This window comes from Pseudomonas sp. B21-031 (assembly GCF_024748985.1).
Taxonomy (GTDB): Bacteria; Pseudomonadota; Gammaproteobacteria; order Pseudomonadales; family Pseudomonadaceae; genus Aquipseudomonas; species Aquipseudomonas kermanshahensis.
The window spans coordinates 3990835-4007717 of record NZ_CP087181.1; the positions used below are offsets into that span (position 1 = coordinate 3990835).

Here is a 16883-nt window from a genome sequence, read left to right on the forward strand (position 1 = left end):
TTTACAGGCTTGCGTCAACCATACCGTGGCGAACGGCCAGCAAGGTCAGTTCGACGTCGCTGGTGACCGAGAGTTTTTCAAAGATCCGATAACGGTAAGTATTGACGGTCTTGGGCGAGAGGCACAACTTGTCCGAGATGATCTGCACCTTCTGGCAGCCGACGATCATCAGGGCGATCTGGATTTCCCGCTCAGACAAGGCGTCAAACGGCGAGCCTTGCGGCTGGAACGACTTCAGCGCCAATTGCTGGGCGATTTGCGGGCTGATGTAGCGCTGGCCGGCAAAGGCCAGGCGAATGGCCTGGACCATTTCGTCGAGCCCGGCACCTTTGGTCAGGTAACCGGCTGCGCCGGCTTGCAGCAAGCGGGTGGGGAATGGGTCTTCCTCGCACACGGTGACCGCGACCACCTTGATGTCGGGGTGGCTGCGCAACAGTTTACGGGTAGCCTCCAGGCCACCGATGCCCGGCATTTTCACGTCCATCAGGACGACGTCCGGCTTCAGTTCCCGGGCCAGCTTCAGCGCCGCCTCCCCCGAATCCCCCTCACCCACCACCTGCAAGCCGTCGATGTCGGCCAGCATGCGTGTAATACCGGTTCGTACCAGATCGTGATCATCGACCACTAAGACCCTAATCAAGCACACACCTCGTCTACAGGGCGATTGGATCCCGCCACCTTAACAAAATTTTTCATGGCGGGCCTAACGCAAAACTTCTGTCAGATAGGCCTGACGGCCAAGTGTGAAAGGCCTCACTGTTTCGCGGCTTTTGACCTCACCTGACAAACGCCCCAGCAAGTGCCAGAGCGCTGCTTGATCGGCGAGCGGCAATTGCCGAAAGGCCCCCAGCAATTCGGCCTCATCCTGGGTCATGTTTTCCAGCGGCTCCGGGGTGCGTACACCGCTGAGCACGTAAAGGGCATCCACGCCATGGGCGGCCACTGCGGCCAGGTAATCGGCACGCGGCGTGCGTTCGCCACTTTCGTATTTACCCTGGGCATTGGGCTCGACCCCGCCAATGTCACCAAACACCCGCTGGGTCATCCCCAACCGCTCACGTTCTTCCCGCAGTCGCGGACCGAATCCATTCATAGGGTGCATCTCCTTAGTCCCCAGACATCATCCAACGCCGCTCACCTTCCTGTAAGCAGCTGTAAATTCCTGGGTCCACTATGCCCATGGTCACCGGCCACGACAAGCCATCACTGAGCTATCACTCGATTGCGCGCTGCATGCGCACGAAGCACTCATCCTCGCCCATTTCGACAAAGCCCCTGCGCTGATACAGCTGCCTGGCCGGGTTGCTGCGGAACACCATCAAACGCAGCAGTGGCAGACGCCGCTGCTGCGCCCAACCGGCGAGCGCCTCCAGCACCCGGCTGCCGATACCGCGCCCGCGGTGCTCGGGCAGCAGATGCAACTCGCGAATGAACAGTGCCTGGCGGTCTTGGCTGAGGCTGCAGTAGCCCAGCACCGTGTCACCGTCCATCACCAGCCATTGCTCACGCCAGCCCCAGGCCTGATCGAAGGCATCTTCGAGCCACAACAGGTCGAACTCTCGGTAGTACGGCAGCATGGCCCGGCGCGTAAGGTCGCGGGCAAAGCTGCGGTGGGCGTCGGTGGCAGGTACAAGGTTCATGGCCATTATTGTGCACTGCTCAGGTGGCGTAGCACACTGGCGAGCTGCCTGGGCCACGGCGTTCCAGCTCATCCTCCAGCCACTCGGCGAGCACCTGGGCATTGTTGTGCTCGGTGTTTTTGGCGGCATAAAGCAAGGTCAGCGGCCCTTTGGCCGCCAGGTCCAGCAGTGGGTACCAGTGCTCGGGGTGGGCGGCCAGCTGTTGCTGGTAGCGCTGGGTGAAACCGGCGAAATCCACCTCCCCCTGGTGAAACGCCCTCCGCAATTCGTCCGAAGGTGCCACCTCGCGCAACCATTGGCCCTGCAGGTCTTCCTTGCGTTTGTTGCGCGGCCACAGGCGGTCGACCAGCACGCGCTGGCCATCTTCGTCGGCGGCCGCTTCGTAGACACGTTTGCAGCGGATCATGGCTTTCTCCTGCATTTACCGTCCGTCTTGAGCCTAGTGAATTCATTGACCGAGGTCACGGACCGGTCACGAATTGCTCCTAAGCTCACAGCCTTCGGCACCTTCGCCCGACGCCAACCGGAGCCCCCATGGCAACCCCGTCCCTGGCCAGCCAGCCGCCACTGGCCCAACGCGATTCCCGCCCGCAGCTGTCCCACAAGCCCGGGCGTGCCACCCTGGTTTTGTTCTTCGGCCTGCTGCTGGCAGGCATCGCCTACACCGCCTGGAGCTTGAAACAGGATGTCAGCGCCAGCGGCACGGTAATCACCACCGTCACCCCCTTCCTGTTGTTGGGCCTGGCGCTGCTGATTGCCCTGGGCTTCGAGTTCGTCAACGGTTTCCATGACACCGCCAACGCCGTCGCCACGGTTATTTACACCCACTCTTTGCCGGCACCGGTGGCTGTGGTCTGGTCGGGGTTGTGCAACTTCCTGGGGGTGCTGCTTTCCAGCGGCGCGGTGGCCTTTGGCATCATCGCCTTGTTGCCGGTAGAGCTGATTTTGCAGGTAGGTTCTTCGGCCGGTTTCGCCATGGTCTTCGCCCTGCTGCTGGCCGCGATCATCTGGAACCTGGGCACTTGGTGGCTGGGCTTGCCGGCGTCCTCCTCGCACACACTAATCGGCTCGATCATCGGCGTAGGCGTGGCCAATGCGCTGATGCATGGGCGCGACGGCACCAGCGGCGTGGATTGGACCCAAGCCAGCAAGGTGGGGTATGCCCTGCTGTTTTCGCCACTGATCGGCTTTGCCTGCGCGGCCCTGTTGCTGCTGGCGCTGCGCGCGCTGGTCAAGCGCAAAGAGCTGTACCAGGCGCCGGAAGGCCAGACGCCGCCACCGTGGTGGATCCGCGGCGTACTGATCCTGACCTGCACCGGGGTATCGTTTGCCCACGGCTCCAACGATGGGCAAAAAGGCATGGGGCTGATCATGCTGATTCTGGTCGGCACGCTGCCGATGGCGTATGCGCTGAACAAGACCATGCCCAGCGAACAGGCCCTGCAGTTCTCGGCCGTGGCCGAAGTGACGCGTCAGGCCCTGGTGCGCCATGACCCGCAAGCGGCGCCCGCAGACCCGCGTCAAACGCTGACCGCGTTCATCGCCGAGCCCAAGCCCAATCCGCAACTGGTACCAGCCCTGGCCGCCCTTACCGGCATGATCGGCGAAGAGGTGAAGGGTTACGGTTCGCTCAAGCGCGTGCCGGCCGAAGCCATGGCCAACGTACGCAATGACATGTACCTGACCAGCGAAGCCATCCGCTTGCTCGACAAGCACCAGCTGACAAACTTCGATGCCGACACCCGCAGCCATGTGCAACTGTTCAAGACACAGCTGGACGACGCCACGCGCTACATTCCTCTGTGGGTCAAGGTAGCTGTGGCCATCGCGCTGGGGCTGGGGACCATGGTCGGCTGGCGGCGCATCGTAGTGACAGTGGGCGAGAAGATCGGCAAGACCCACCTGAGCTATGCCCAAGGCGCATCGGCGGAGGTGGTTGCGATGTGCACCATCGGGGCGGCCGACATGTTCGGGCTGCCGGTCTCGACTACCCACGTGCTGAGCTCGGGTGTGGCCGGGACGATGGTCGCCAATGGCTCGGGGATTCAGAAGCGTACGTTGATCAACCTGCTGATGGCCTGGGTGCTGACCCTGCCCGCGGCAATGCTGCTGGCAGGTAGCCTGTACTGGCTTCTTAACCAGATTTTCTAGGCTGCAATAAAGAACCTGCTGGGAGCGGGCTTGCCCGCGAATGCGATGGTGGACCTACTACAGCATTCGCGGGCAAGCCCGCTCCCACAGGTTCAGGGATGCCCGATCATCCCGGGATTTTCAGGCCACGCTGAACCGCCGGCCGCTCCAAAAACTTCGCCAGCACCCGCTGCACTTCCTTGAACGCATCGAACCCGACCAGTTCACGGGCGTTGTAGCGCTCCACGAGGTTGCGCACCCAAGGGAAAATGGCGATGTCGGCGATGCTGTATTCGTCGACCATCCACTCGCGGCCTTGCAGGTGGCGGTCCAGCACACCCAGCAAGCGCTTCGATTCGTTGACGTAGCGATCCCGCGGGCGTTTGTCTTCGTATTCCTTGCCCGCAAAGAAATGGAAGAACCCGACCTGGCCGAACATCGGCCCGATGCCGCCCATCTGGAACATCAACCACTGCAGGGTCTGGTAACGGGTAGCGGGGTCCTGGCTGAGCAACTGCCCGCTCTTTTCCGCGAGGTACTGCAGGATCGCGCCCGACTCGAACAACGGAAGCGGCTGGCCGCCGGGGCCGTTCGGGTCGAGGATGGCGGGGATCTTGTTGTTGGCGCTGAGGGAAATGAACTCCGGGCTCATCTGGTCATCGTTGTCGAAGCTGACCTTGTGCGGCTCGTACGCCAGGCCGATCTCTTCGAGCATGATCGACACCTTGACCCCATTCGGCGTCGGCAACGAATACAGCTGCAAGCGCTCGGGGTGCTGGGCGGGCCATTTGCGGGTGATGGGGAATGCGCTCAGATCGGTCATGGTCAACCTTGCCTGGGGAATGGAGTTGTCACTTTAGTGACATCCCGCGCGGCTGACCATCACCGACCCTTCATCGGCACAGGCGGCTCATGCCTGGCCGTGGGCCTTGAGCTTGAGCTTTGCGGTGTCGACCCGAACGAACACCGAGTCCGCCGTCACCGTGAGTACATTGTCTGCCCAGACCTCACAGACAACCCGGCTCTTGCGCCCGACTTCGCCTTCTACGCGTGCCTTGAGCAGCAACTCGACACCCATGGGGGTCGGTTTCAGGTAGCTGAGGTTGAGTGTGCCCGTGACACAGTCAATACGCGGCAGGCTGCCCGGTTCGCGGCCTTCGTTGCGGTAGTGGTAGGCCATGGCGGTCCAGTTGGAATGGCAATCGACCAGCATGGCCAGCAAGCCGCCATAAACCAGGCCGGGCCAGCCGATGAAGGTGCTGTCGGGTGCGTGGCGGCACAGCAGGTGGATGCCGTCGGCGTCCCAATGGCTTTGCAGGTGCAGGCCGCTGGGGTGGGAGCAGCCACAGCCGTAGCAGGTGCCTTCCGGTGCAGCAAGCTGCTGGAGGGAAAGAGTGTGCTCGTTCATACGCTTCCTGTGCTTGTTGGAATGGGAAGTGAGGCAAGCGTCGATGGTAGCGCCGCGCTGGGACAGCGCCAATGAGAAAGGGGCGCCAAGCGCCCCCTCTGGATCAAGCAGTCTGTGCGACCACCTTGCCGCGCCGCTGGGTCAGCGACACCAGCAGGATGAACAGCGTCACCCCCGCAGTCATCAGCGTCTCGTAGCGGTAGGCATCGCTAAACAGCATGTAGCCCAGGACCATGACAATGGTGCCGATCACCAGCCAGGTCAGATAAGGGAACAGCCACATCTTAAGCTCCAGCGGCGTGCCCTCACGGTCTGCACGGGCCCGCATGCGCAGCTGGGACACGGCGATCACCAGGTACACCAGCAAGGCAATGGCGCCGGTGGTGGACAGCAGGAAACCGAACACCTTGCCGGGGAACACATAGTTGACGAAGCAACCGGCAAAGCCTGCCAGGGTCGAGAAGATAACCGCTACCGTTGGCACGCCAGCACCCGAAATGCGCTTGGTCATGCTCAACGCCTGGCCACGGGCACCCAGGGAGTAGAGCATCCGCGAGGCCGTGTACAGGCCGGAGTTCATGCAGCTGGTGACCGCCACCAGCACCACCAGGTCGACCAGCAGCTTGGCGCCCGGCACGTTGAGCACTTCCAGCACCCGCTGGAACGAACCCACGGCTTTCAGGGCTGGGTCGTTCCAGGCCACCAGCGACACCACCAGGAAGATCGAGGCCAGGTAGAAGATCGCGATGCGGTACACCACCAGGTTGGTGGCACGGCGGATCTTGTCTTTCGGGTTGGCTGTTTCGTCAGCGGCAATGGTGACGATCTCGGCGCCGAAGAACGAGAAGATGGTGATCAGCACGCCACCCAGCACGGTGCCGAAGCCATTGGGCATGAAGCCGCCATTGTCCCACAGCCGGCTCACGCCCGAGACCTCGGCCAACGGCCAGAAGCCGAACACGGCCAGGCTGCAGACGATGATGAAGGCAACGATGGCAACCACCTTGACCAGCGCAAACCAGTACTCGAAGGCACCGAAGTTCTTCACGCTGATCAGGTTGGTACCCGACAGCACGACCATGATCAGGAAGGCGAACAACCACGAAGGCACGCCGGGGAAGTAGGCATGCAGGATGTCTGCGCCGGCAATCGCCTCGACCGGGATGATCAGCACCCAGAACCACCAGTACAACCAACCGATGGTAAAGCCTGCCCAAGGGCCGATGGCCTCGGAGGCGTAAGTGGAGAACGAGCCGCTGTTGGGGTTGGCGATGGCCATTTCGCCCAGCATGCGCATCACCAGCAGCACCAGCAGGCCGGTCATGGCGTAGGAGATGAGGATGGCCGGGCCGGCGGTGGCAATGGCGTTGGAGGAACCGATGAACAGGCCGGCGCCGATGATGCCGGCGATGGAGATCATGGAAACCTGACGGGACGTCAGGCCGTGCTGCAAGGACCGCTGTTTCTTGTTTTCTAGCGAAGCCATGGAGAACCCTCGAATGGGTCGCCGTCGTGGGACGGCTAAAAAATGGAGCAGAATTCTTATTAATTTCTGGTGTGCGTTTTTTGTTGTTTTGTAGATGCCGGCGGTGGCTACTTCCCTCCTCTTCGCACGACCGGTTGTAATCGTTGATCCAGGTCAGTATTAATCTATAGGCCTGGGTCAACAAACGACCTTTTCGAAGCACATGATTCCAATACGGAATGAACTTCTTCCTTTTTTGCTCGGTACGCGCCTGTCATGTCCAAACGCCTGATGCCCTCGACCACCGCCCTTCAGTGCTTCGAAGCGGCTGCCCGCCACCTGAGCTTCACCCGCGCGGCGCAAGAGCTGCACCTGACCCAGAGCGCGGTCAGCAAACAGGTCGCGCAACTGGAGGACATGCTGTCGCACTCGCTGTTCCAGCGCATTCGCCGGCGCCTGCACCTGACCCCGGCCGGTGCGCTGTACCTGACCGAGGTGAACAAGATCCTCACCCAGATCGACATCTCCAGCCGCTACATCCTCAGCTATGGCGATGAGACCGAAGTGCTGCGCATCGCCACCCAGCCGACCTTCGGCGCGCGCTGGCTGGTGCCCAGGCTAAAGGGGTTTGGTGATCGCTATCCGCGTATTCACCTGGATATCCGTAACGAGCTGGAACCCTTCGACTTGGTGCAGTCCAAGGCCGACATCGCCTTCTTCTTCGGCCAGGGCACCTGGCCTGGGGCAACGTGTATCGAGCTGTTCAGCGAGGAAGTGGTGCCGGTGTGCGCCCCAGAGCTGCTCGCCAACCACCGTTTCACCAGCGCCGAGGCGCTGACCGAACACCGCCTGCTGCAGTGTGTGTCGCGCCCGGAAGCCTGGCATGAGTGGTTTTTGGGGCTGGGGCTGCACAGCCAGAACAGCTACCACGGCCCACGTTTCGACACGTTTTACCTGTGCATCCGGGCCGCTATCGCCGGCTGTGGCATTGCCCTGATTCCGCGGTACCTGGTGGCGGAGGAGTTGAACGAAGGCAAGCTGGTGGTGGCCTGGGACCACCCGGTGCCGAGCAATGGCCGGCACTTCATCGCCCATGCCGAGCATGCGGCGGAGGTGCCGAAGGTCAGGGCCTTCGTGCAGTGGATTCGCGAGCGGGTGGCTGAGGGGGATTGAGGCCAGTGCAGGTAACACAAAATCTTATAAGATTACGAATCCAAGGAATGATCGCAATCAAATAATTCGTTTGCGCAATACAGCCCCGGCACGCTTCGATAGTGGGAAACTCGAACAAGGTCCGCGTGCACCATGAATCAGGAAAGTATCAGCCAGTCCATTGCCATCGTTCACCCAATTACACTTTCCCACGGCAAGAATGCGGAGGTCTGGGACACCGACGGCAAACGTTATATCGACTTCGTCGGCGGTATCGGCGTACTCAACTTGGGCCATTGCAACCCAGCCGTGGTCGAGGCAATTCAGGCCCAAGCCACCCGCCTCACCCACTATGCCTTCAACGCCGCCCCCCACGGCCCGTACCTTGCGCTGATGGAACGCCTTAGCGAGTTTGTCCCGGTCAGCTATCCGCTGGCCGGCATGCTCACCAACAGTGGCGCGGAAGCGGCGGAAAACGCCCTGAAAGTGGCCCGTGGCGCCACCGGTAAGCGCGCGATGATTGCCTTCGACGGTGGCTTCCATGGCCGTACCCTGGCAACCCTGAACCTCAATGGCAAGGTCGCCCCGTACAAGCAACGCGTCGGCGACCTGCCAGGCCCGGTCTACCACCTGCCCTACCCCAGTGCCGACACCGGCGTCACCTGCGAACAGGCACTCAAGGCCATGGACCGGCTGTTCAGCGTCGAGCTGGCGGTTGAAGACGTGGCGGCTTTCATCCTCGAACCGGTCCAGGGTGAAGGCGGCTTCCTCGCCCTCGACCCGGCATTCGCACAGGCACTGCGCCGCTTCTGCGACGAGCACGGGATTTTGATCATCATTGACGAGATCCAGTCGGGCTTTGGCCGTACCGGCCAGCGCTTTGCCTTCCCGCGCCTGGGCATCGAGCCCGACCTGCTGCTGCTCGCCAAAAGCATCGCGGGCGGCATGCCACTGGGTGCGGTCGTGGGCCGTAAAGAATTGATGGCATCGCTGCCCAAGGGTGGCCTGGGCGGGACCTATTCGGGCAACCCGATTGCCTGCGCAGCGGCGCTGGCGAGCCTGGCGCAGATGACTGATGAGAACGTCGCCACCTGGGGCGAACGCCAGGAGCAGGCGATTGTCAGCCGCGTCGAGCGCTGGAAAGCCCAGTACCCGTTCATCGGGCGGCTGACCGGTGTCGGCGCGATGCGCGGCATCGAGTTCGTCAACGCCGACGGTAGCCCGGCACCGGCCCAGCTGGCCAAGGTCACGGAAGCAGCACGCGCCAAAGGCCTGTTGCTGATGCCCAGCGGCAAGGCGCGGCATATCATCCGCCTGCTCGCACCACTGACCATCGAAGCCGAGGTGCTCGAAGAGGGGTTGGATATCCTCGAGCAGTGCCTGGCAGAGTTGAACTAAGGCTTACAGGCCCAGCTCTTCAGGGGTGAGCATGTCGGACTCGAAGGCGATCCAGCCCCCTTCGAGCTCGGCGTGGCCGTTGACGATCGGGCCGTAGTAGGTCAGGCCGTTTTCCAGGGTAACGCAGATGTGCGTGGCCGGCTTTTCGGGAGCTGCGAGCGTACCGACGAAATGCACCTTCTTCAGGGTTTCGGTCACCGCTTCAAGGCCCACGCGCATGCTAGGGTTTTCCGAGGCCTCGATGTCGCCCCCGCGGTCTTCAGCGCTGATGGTCACGGTGGCGGTGTACGGGAACTTGCTGCTCAAGCGGGGTTACCTCAATAAGATGTGTAGGCGTTTTGGCGCGTAGAGTACGGCAGCCTTTGTCTGTTGTCTCTACTGGCGCCATACCGGCCGGCAGGGTCAGATCAAAATGGCCTCCCCCGCCCCGATCTGTTAGGGTGCCCGCCGATGCACGCCACACCACACGAGGATCCCGAGTGAGCGCCGAAGAACCCCTGATCGCCGACCTGTTCGAGGTCGACAAACGCCTGTCCCTCAAGCCCGTCGTGGACTTCAACACTTACCTGCGCAACGCGTTCGCCGAAGGCCCGTGCCAGTGCCACCGCTGCCGTGACGGTGGCGACCAGAGCAGCTACAGCCATGCGCACAACTTCACCCTCGAAGGCCGCCCGCTCAACCGCCGCTTCGCCAACACCGCAGGCAGCGACGTGCTGCTGGTGCTGAAAAAAGCCTGGCTGTCGTACCACAAAGAAGACCTCAACCTGGTCGGCGCGCTGGACATGGCCAAGCTCAAGACCTTCACCGACGGCGCCCTGCACGAGCGCTTGCTGGCCCTGCTGCCTGCTAGCGGCCTGGCCCGTGAAGTGGACGGCCAATGGCTGCTGCAGGCCCAGGCCGACTGACGGCCCGGCGGTAAAGCAGGATTCTTCCGGTCTGCTAACGTGGGAGAATCCGCCCATCCGCAGGTAGTCCGCCATGGCCCGCACAACGCCCATCGAGCTGTATCGCAATATCGGCATCGTCGCCCACGTGGATGCCGGCAAGACCACCACCACCGAGCGCATCCTGTTTTACACTGGGGTCAATCACAAGATGGGCGAGGTGCACGATGGCGCCGCGACCATGGACTGGATGGCCCAGGAACAAGAGCGCGGCATCACCATCACCTCGGCAGCCACCACGGCCTTCTGGCAGGGCTCGACCAAGCAGTTCCCCGACAAGTACCGCTTCAACATCATCGATACCCCTGGCCACGTCGACTTCACCATCGAGGTAGAACGCTCGCTGCGTGTGCTCGACGGCGCGGTGGTGGTGTTCAGCGGCGCCGACGGGGTCGAACCGCAATCGGAAACCGTGTGGCGCCAGGCCAACAAGTACCACGTGCCGCGCCTGGCCTACATCAACAAGATGGACCGCCAGGGCGCCGACTTCCTGCGCGTGGTCAAGCAGATCGACAAGCGCCTGGGGCATCACCCGGTGCCGATCCAGCTGGCCATCGGCAGCGAAGAGCACTTTATCGGCCAGATCGACCTGGTGAAGATGAAGGCCATCTACTGGAACGATGCCGATAACGGCACCACCTACCGCGAAGAAGCGATCCCTACCGAGCTCCAGGCGCTCGCCGACGAATGGCGCGCACACATGATCGAAGCTGCGGCAGAGGCCAACGATGAACTGACCATGAAGTTTCTCGATGGCGAGGAGCTCAGCATTGACGAGATCAAGGCCGCCCTGCGCCAGCGCACCATTGCTAACGAAATTGTGCCGACCATCCTTGGCTCGTCGTTCAAGAACAAGGGCGTGCCGTTGATGCTCGATGCAGTCATCGACTACCTGCCAGCCCCCTCAGAAATCCCGGCGATCAAAGGCACCGACCCCGACGACGAAGAAAAGCACCTGGAGCGCCACGCCGATGACAAAGAGCCCTTCTCGGCCCTGGCCTTCAAGATCGCCACCGACCCCTTCGTCGGCACCCTCACGTTTGCCCGGGTGTATTCCGGCGTGCTCAGTTCCGGCCATGCGGTACTGAATTCGGTCAAGGGCAAGAAAGAACGCATCGGCCGCATGGTGCAGATGCACGCCAACCAGCGCGCTGAAATCAAGGACGTGTGCGCCGGCGACATTGCTGCCTTGATCGGCATGAAGGACGTAACCACGGGCGATACCCTGTGCGACATCAACAACCCCATCATTCTTGAGCGCATGGACTTCCCCGACCCGGTGATCTCCGTGGCCGTGGAGCCTAAGACCAAGGCCGACCAAGAAAAAATGGGCATAGCCCTTGGCAAGCTGGCCCAGGAAGACCCGTCGTTCCGCGTGCGCACCGATGAGGAAACCGGCCAGACCATCATCTCCGGCATGGGCGAGTTGCACCTGGACATCATCGTCGACCGCATGCGCCGCGAGTTCAACGTCGAGGCCAATATCGGCAAGCCGCAGGTGGCCTATCGCGAAAAAATCCGCAACACCTGCGAGATCGAAGGCCGCTTCGTTCGCCAATCCGGCGGGCGCGGCCAATACGGCCACTGCTGGATCCGCTTCGCCCCGGGCGACGAAGGCAAGGAAGGCCTGGAATTCATCAACGAGATCGTCGGTGGCGTGGTACCCCGCGAGTACATCCCGGCCATTCAGAAGGGTATCGAAGAGCAGATGAAGAATGGCGTGCTCGCCGGCTACCCACTGATCAACTTGAAGGCAGCCGTGTTCGACGGTTCCTACCACGACGTCGACTCCAACGAAATGGCCTACAAGATAGCCGCGTCCATGGCCACCAAGCAGCTCTCGCAAAAAGGCGGGGCAGTGCTGCTAGAGCCGGTGATGAAGGTTGAGGTGGTGACCCCCGAGGAATACCAGGGCGACATCATGGGCGACCTGAGCCGGCGCCGCGGGATGATCCAGGATGGCGACGAGACGCCAGCCGGCAAAGTGATACGCGCCGAAGTGCCGCTGGGCGAGATGTTCGGCTATGCCACCTCCATGCGTTCGATGACCCAGGGCCGCGCCAGCTACACGATGGAGTTCATCCGCTATGCCGAGGCGCCGGCCAGTATTGCTGACGGGATTGTGAAGAAGAACCGCGGGGAATAATTTGCATGATCTGTGGGAGCGGGCTTGCCCCGCAAAGAGGCCGGCCCAGGCATTAAAGGCGCCTGGCACCGGCATCGCCGGTGTTCGCGGGGCAAGTCGGACCGCCGCACCGCCACTCCCACAGTGGATCGCGTCGCGAAACCTTAGTGCAGTTCACCGGCCCGCTTCAGCAGCTTCTTGCAGCGCTCGGAAAGATGCACCACCCGCAGTTGCTTGCCAGCCTTCGCATAGCGCTCGCGCAAGGTCTTGAGGGCCGCAATCGCCGAGTAATCGACAAAGCTCAGGTGCTGGCAATCCAAGGTAACTTTGGCCGGGTCGCCCGCTGCATCGAACTGGTTAAGGAACGGCGTGACCGAGGCAAAGAACAACGTACCATGTACCTGATAACGCTTGCCGCCGCCCGCGTCCTCGTGGCTGTCGGCATACAGCTCCCGCGCGTGCTGCCAGGCAAAGTTCACCGCCGCGATGACAATACCAAACAGTACCGCCACGGCCAGGTCGGTAAACACCGTGACAATCGTCACCGCAATGATCGCCAGCACATCGTTCACCGGCACCTTGTGCAACACGCGCAACGAGGCCCAGGCGAAGGTCTGCTGGGCAACCACGAACATCACCCCCACCAGGGCTGCCAGCGGAATACGCTCGATCAGCGGCGACAAAAACAACACGAACAGCAGGATCATTACCCCGGCAACCACGCCCGATAGCCGGCCGCGGCCATTGGAGCTGAGGTTGATCACCGTCTGCCCGATCATCGCGCAGCCGCCCATGCCACCGCACAGGCCCGAAACCATGTTGGCGGCGCCCAGGGCCACGCACTCACGGTCAGGGAAGCCACGGCTTTCGGTGATTTCGTCGGTGAGGTTGAGGGTCAGCAGGGTCTCCAGCAGGCCGACCATGGCCATCAGCACCGCGTAGGGGGCGATGATCTTGAGCGTTTCAAGGTTCCATGGCACATCTGGCAGCGTCACGTGCGGCAGGCCACCGGCGATGTGCGCCATGTCGCCGAGGGTGCGGGTCGGCAAGCCCAGCAGGTACACCAATAGGCCTACCCCCAGGATGGCCACCAGCGCAGGCGGTACGGCGCGGGTCAGCTTGGGCAGGATGTAGACCACCAGCATGGTCAGGGCCACCAGGCCGACCATCAGGTACAGCGGCGAACCGCTGAGCCACTGACCGCCCTGCTTGAAGTGCTCCAACTGAGCCAGGGCGATGACGATCGCCAGGCCGTTGACGAAGCCCAGCATCACCGGGTAAGGCACCAGGCGTACCAGCTTGCCCAGGCGCAGCAGGCCAAACAAGATCATCACCACCCCGCCAAGCAGCACCGTGGCCAGCAAGTACTGCACACCGTGTTGCACCACCAACGCGACGATCACCACCGCCATGGAGCCGGCAGCACCAGAAATCATGCCCGGACGGCCGCCGAACAGTGCAGTCAGGGTACAAATGATGAAAGCGCCGTACAGGCCCATCAGCGGGTTAAGGTGCGCCACCAGGGCGAAGGCGATGCACTCGGGCACCAGGGCGAACGAAGTGGTCAGGCCGGCGAGCAGGTCGGCGCGCAGTCGTACGGGTTTCATGAAGTTCCTGTGAGGCGGTCCAGGCGGACGGGCTGGCAATCGAGGGGCGCGATGTTACGGAATTTGTCTGACAGCGGCCACCGCTCAAACGTGCAGGATGCCGCCCCTTGATGCATAACCTGCACAACTTGGGCAAATTTGCCATCATGTTGATACCCACTGCGGAGATCATGGACATGCCGCTACGCCCGCTTTTCACTTCCTTGCTGCTGGCTGCCACCCTGAGCGCTCACGCCGCCACCGAAGTCCTCCCCTTGCAGTACCGCAGCAGCGCCGAACTGCTGCCCGCTGCGCAATCGTTCATCGGCAAGGACGGCACCGTCAGCGCCTTCGAGAACAAGCTGATCGTCAATGCCAGCCCCGAGCGCATTGACGACCTGCGCAGCCTGCTGCAACAGCTGGACACCGCACCCAAGCGCCTGCTGATCAGCGTCGACAACAACGACAGCAACTTCCAGGACAGCCGCGGCAACGCCCACGTCACCCGCTACGGCACCAGCAACCGCGAAGGCGGCATGCAGCAGGTTCAGGCCAGCGAAGGCCAGGCCGCGCTGATCCAGGTTGGCCAGAGCATCCCGGTCACCAGCACCAGTACTGACGGTTATGGGCGCATTCAAAGCAACACCGAATACCGCAATGTGACTCAAGGTTTCTACGTTACCCCGAGCCTGAGCGGCGAAACGGTTCGTCTGCAAATAAGCACCAATAATGATCGCATCAGCCAGGAACGTGCAGATGTAGTGAAAGTGCAAAGCACCGACACGACAGTCACCGGCAAGCTCGGGGAATGGATCACCTTGGCGGGGTTCAACCAGCAGAGCCAGTCCGATCGTGGCGCGTCAAGCCACACTTACAGTACCCAGCGCGGTGAAAACATGACTTTACGTGTAAAAGTCGACCTTCTGGACTGATCCCAGGCAATTCAAGGCCTCGACCAATGGCCTAGAAACTGACTGCCGAGTCGTATTAGACCAAAGATGTAGTAAGTGAAAAAAGTCACTACAAAACATTTGACAGGTACTTTTTCTCAAGGGCATGATGGCCTCGCTCCCGCTAATCAGGGGCCCTGGCAAGGGCCTTCGAGGCGTGCTCCTCCCACCCCTGGAGGCGCCTCGTGTCTATACGGCCCACAAGGCGGTTCGACGGGATTGCGACTGCAACGAAGAAGTTGTCCCGAGGGACGGAAGCGCATCACCGCAGTACCGGCAATCGCGTAGCACCGCAGCAAGGCAACCACGAGCCGACCTGCAGGGCACACCTTCGCCTGGCCTGCACCTCCTTCCCCTTCGAGCCTTCGCGTTCGCCGTCGCACTCCCCCGGACAGGACAGCCGCCAGGCCTCTGATCTGCACCCGAGCATCAGCACAATTACCCCAAGATCGATGCGACGAGGTTTATTTCCATGGCACTGACACGCGAACAGCAAATTGCAGCCCTCGAGAAAGACTGGGCCGAAAACCCGCGCTGGAAAGGCGTGACCCGTACCTATACCGCCGCTGATGTCGTTCGCCTGCGTGGCTCCCTGCAGCCGGAGCACACCCTGGCCCGTCAGGGTGCAGAAAAACTGTGGAAGCTGGTCACCCAGGGTGCCCACCCGTCCTTCCGCCCAGAAAAAGATTTCGTCAACTGCATGGGCGCCCTGACCGGCGGTCAGGCAGTACAACAGGTCAAAGCCGGCATCCAGGCTATCTACCTGTCCGGCTGGCAAGTTGCCGCCGACAACAACTCGGCCGAGTCCATGTACCCTGACCAGTCGCTGTACCCGGTCGACTCGGTACCGACCGTGGTCAAGCGCATCAACAACTCGTTCCGCCGCGCCGACCAGATCCAGTGGAAAGCCGGCAAGAACCCAGGCGACGAAGGCTACATCGACTACTTCGCGCCAATCGTGGCTGACGCCGAAGCCGGTTTCGGCGGTGTACTGAACGCCTATGAGCTGATGAAGAACATGATCGAAGCGGGCGCCGCCGGCGTGCACTTCGAAGACCAGCTGGCCTCGGTGAAAAAATGCGGCCACATGGGTGGCAAGGTACTGGTACCGACCCAGGAAGCTGTACAGAAGCTGGTTGCCGCGCGCCTGGCAGCTGACGTTTCGGGCGTGCCGACCATCATTCTGGCCCGTACCGACGCCAACGCCGCCGACCTGCTGACCAGCGACTGCGACCCGTACGACCAACCGTTCGTGATCGGCGAGCGCACCCGTGAAGGCTTCTACAAAGTGCGTGCAGGCCTCGACCAGGCAATCTCCCGCGGCCTGGCCTACGCACCGTATGCCGACCTGATCTGGTGCGAGACCGCCAAGCCGGACCTGGACGAAGCCCGCCGCTTCGCCGAAGCGATCAAGAAGGAATACCCGGACCAGATCCTGTCGTACAACTGCTCGCCTTCCTTCAACTGGAAGAAAAACCTGGACGACGCGACCATCGCCAAGTTCCAACGCGAGCTGTCGGCCATGGGCTACAAGCACCAGTTCATCACCCTGGCTGGCATTCACAACATGTGGCACGGCATGTTCAACCTGGCGCACGACTACGCCCGCAACGACATGACTGCCTACGTGAAGCTGCAGGAGCAGGAATTCGCTGATGCCAGCAAAGGCTACACCTTCGTTGCGCACCAGCAGGAAGTGGGCACTGGCTACTTCGATGACATGACCACTGTGATTCAAGGTGGGGCTTCGTCGGTGACTGCGCTGACCGGTTCGACTGAGGAAGAGCAGTTCCACTGATAGCAGTGGGCTGCTGAAGGAAGGCCCAGGGTTCGCGAGGACCCTGGGCTTTTTTTTGCAGAAGTGATCGTCACGACATATTCAGCGCGTATGAGATCGAGCGCCGCCCGCGTGGTGCTTCGCAGCACAAGGCTGCTCCTACATCTGTTTCGGGCCAAACAATCCTGTGGAATGGGCGCGCGCCCCTTTGCGCATGGCACGATATTGTGTCGGGTATACAAGGCGGTCGCGCGCAAATGCCACATGCCCACTGGCCCGAAACAAATGTAGGAGCAGCCTTGTGCTGC

16 protein-coding genes are annotated in these 16883 nt (G+C 61.8%); 7 read left to right on the forward strand and 9 right to left on the reverse strand.

Annotated elements, in window-relative coordinates; genetic code table 11:
* Window position 1 precedes the first annotated feature (1 nt).
* The 4 genes from uvrY to LOY53_RS17785 all read right to left on the reverse strand — a co-directional run bounded on the left by uvrY (window position 2) and on the right by LOY53_RS17785 (window position 2046).
* The gene (gene uvrY, locus LOY53_RS17770; RefSeq protein WP_027592794.1) at window positions 2-640 is read right to left on the reverse strand and encodes a UvrY/SirA/GacA family response regulator transcription factor; all 639 of its coding nucleotides are present in this window, start codon (window positions 638-640) and stop codon (window positions 2-4) included.
* 63 nt (window positions 641-703) lie between these two features.
* The gene (locus LOY53_RS17775; protein WP_252825143.1) at window positions 704-1093 is read right to left on the reverse strand and encodes a helix-turn-helix domain-containing protein; all 390 of its coding nucleotides are present in this window, start codon (window positions 1091-1093) and stop codon (window positions 704-706) included.
* Window positions 1094-1214: 121 nt separating this feature from the next.
* A complete protein-coding gene (locus LOY53_RS17780; protein ID WP_258703090.1) occupies window positions 1215-1646 on the reverse strand; it encodes a GNAT family N-acetyltransferase in 432 nt (143 codons plus the stop codon).
* A gap of 13 nt (window positions 1647-1659) precedes the next feature.
* The gene (locus tag LOY53_RS17785; protein ID WP_027592797.1) at window positions 1660-2046 is read right to left on the reverse strand and encodes a DUF488 domain-containing protein; all 387 of its coding nucleotides are present in this window, start codon (window positions 2044-2046) and stop codon (window positions 1660-1662) included.
* Between the two features lie 128 nt (window positions 2047-2174).
* On the opposite strand from LOY53_RS17785, the gene LOY53_RS17790 reads away from it, so the two are divergent.
* Window positions 2175-3791 carry an inorganic phosphate transporter gene (locus LOY53_RS17790; RefSeq protein WP_252825145.1) on the forward strand — a complete coding sequence of 539 codons (1617 nt, stop codon included), beginning with the start codon at window positions 2175-2177 and terminating at the stop codon, window positions 3789-3791.
* 106 nt (window positions 3792-3897) lie between these two features.
* Here LOY53_RS17790 and LOY53_RS17795 read toward each other — a convergent pair whose 3' ends face one another.
* The 3 genes from LOY53_RS17795 to LOY53_RS17805 form a co-directional block, all read right to left on the reverse strand.
* Window positions 3898-4593: a glutathione S-transferase N-terminal domain-containing protein gene (locus LOY53_RS17795; RefSeq protein WP_252825146.1), complete on the reverse strand. Its 696-nt coding sequence runs from the start codon at window positions 4591-4593 to the stop codon at window positions 3898-3900.
* 87 nt (window positions 4594-4680) lie between these two features.
* Entirely contained in the window at window positions 4681-5178 is a 498-nt protein-coding gene (locus tag LOY53_RS17800) for a PaaI family thioesterase (protein ID WP_258703091.1), read from the reverse strand.
* A gap of 103 nt (window positions 5179-5281) precedes the next feature.
* Window positions 5282-6664 carry an amino acid permease gene (locus LOY53_RS17805; protein ID WP_027592801.1) on the reverse strand — a complete coding sequence of 461 codons (1383 nt, stop codon included), beginning with the start codon at window positions 6662-6664 and terminating at the stop codon, window positions 5282-5284.
* Window positions 6665-6919: 255 nt separating this feature from the next.
* Between LOY53_RS17805 and gcvA the strand changes: the two genes are divergently transcribed.
* Entirely contained in the window at window positions 6920-7816 is an 897-nt protein-coding gene (gene gcvA, locus LOY53_RS17810) for a transcriptional regulator GcvA (RefSeq protein WP_027592802.1), read from the forward strand.
* A 132-nt stretch (window positions 7817-7948) separates the two neighbouring features.
* Window positions 7949-9193: an aspartate aminotransferase family protein gene (locus tag LOY53_RS17815; protein WP_258703092.1), complete on the forward strand. Its 1245-nt coding sequence runs from the start codon at window positions 7949-7951 to the stop codon at window positions 9191-9193.
* 3 nt (window positions 9194-9196) lie between these two features.
* Here the strand turns inward: LOY53_RS17815 and LOY53_RS17820 are convergent, their stop codons facing one another.
* The gene (locus tag LOY53_RS17820) at window positions 9197-9499 is read right to left on the reverse strand and encodes a hypothetical protein (protein WP_027592804.1); all 303 of its coding nucleotides are present in this window, start codon (window positions 9497-9499) and stop codon (window positions 9197-9199) included.
* 173 nt (window positions 9500-9672) lie between these two features.
* On the opposite strand from LOY53_RS17820, the gene LOY53_RS17825 reads away from it, so the two are divergent.
* A complete protein-coding gene (locus LOY53_RS17825) occupies window positions 9673-10098 on the forward strand; it encodes a hypothetical protein (RefSeq protein WP_027592805.1) in 426 nt (141 codons plus the stop codon).
* Window positions 10099-10171: 73 nt separating this feature from the next.
* Complete coding sequence (gene fusA, locus LOY53_RS17830; protein WP_099428753.1) at window positions 10172-12283, forward strand: elongation factor G; 2112 nt, start codon at window positions 10172-10174, stop codon at window positions 12281-12283.
* Between the two features lie 143 nt (window positions 12284-12426).
* Here fusA and LOY53_RS17835 read toward each other — a convergent pair whose 3' ends face one another.
* Entirely contained in the window at window positions 12427-13869 is a 1443-nt protein-coding gene (locus tag LOY53_RS17835; protein WP_252825149.1) for a SulP family inorganic anion transporter, read from the reverse strand.
* Window positions 13870-14045: 176 nt separating this feature from the next.
* Between LOY53_RS17835 and LOY53_RS17840 the strand changes: the two genes are divergently transcribed.
* The gene (locus LOY53_RS17840) at window positions 14046-14780 is read left to right on the forward strand and encodes a secretin N-terminal domain-containing protein (protein WP_252827442.1); all 735 of its coding nucleotides are present in this window, start codon (window positions 14046-14048) and stop codon (window positions 14778-14780) included.
* Between the two features lie 490 nt (window positions 14781-15270).
* Entirely contained in the window at window positions 15271-16596 is a 1326-nt protein-coding gene (gene aceA / locus LOY53_RS17845; protein ID WP_012273289.1) for an isocitrate lyase, read from the forward strand.
* Window positions 16597-16883 lie beyond the last annotated feature (287 nt).

Coding starts and splice junctions, on each gene's coding strand:
- aceA (WP_012273289.1), top strand. CDS start 15,271: ATGGCACTGACACGCGAACAGCAAATTGCAGCCCTCGAGAAAGACTGG.
- LOY53_RS17815 (WP_258703092.1), top strand. CDS start 7,949: ATGAATCAGGAAAGTATCAGCCAGTCCATTGCCATCGTTCACCCAATT.
- LOY53_RS17780 (WP_258703090.1), bottom strand. CDS start 1,646: ATGGCCATGAACCTTGTACCTGCCACCGACGCCCACCGCAGCTTTGCC.
- LOY53_RS17800 (WP_258703091.1), bottom strand. CDS start 5,178: ATGAACGAGCACACTCTTTCCCTCCAGCAGCTTGCTGCACCGGAAGGC.
- LOY53_RS17840 (WP_252827442.1), top strand. CDS start 14,046: ATGCCGCTACGCCCGCTTTTCACTTCCTTGCTGCTGGCTGCCACCCTG.
- LOY53_RS17785 (WP_027592797.1), bottom strand. CDS start 2,046: ATGATCCGCTGCAAACGTGTCTACGAAGCGGCCGCCGACGAAGATGGC.
- LOY53_RS17775 (WP_252825143.1), bottom strand. CDS start 1,093: ATGAATGGATTCGGTCCGCGACTGCGGGAAGAACGTGAGCGGTTGGGG.
- LOY53_RS17805 (WP_027592801.1), bottom strand. CDS start 6,664: ATGGCTTCGCTAGAAAACAAGAAACAGCGGTCCTTGCAGCACGGCCTG.
- LOY53_RS17795 (WP_252825146.1), bottom strand. CDS start 4,593: ATGACCGATCTGAGCGCATTCCCCATCACCCGCAAATGGCCCGCCCAG.
- LOY53_RS17790 (WP_252825145.1), top strand. CDS start 2,175: ATGGCAACCCCGTCCCTGGCCAGCCAGCCGCCACTGGCCCAACGCGAT.
- gcvA (WP_027592802.1), top strand. CDS start 6,920: ATGTCCAAACGCCTGATGCCCTCGACCACCGCCCTTCAGTGCTTCGAA.
- LOY53_RS17835 (WP_252825149.1), bottom strand. CDS start 13,869: ATGAAACCCGTACGACTGCGCGCCGACCTGCTCGCCGGCCTGACCACT.
- fusA (WP_099428753.1), top strand. CDS start 10,172: ATGGCCCGCACAACGCCCATCGAGCTGTATCGCAATATCGGCATCGTC.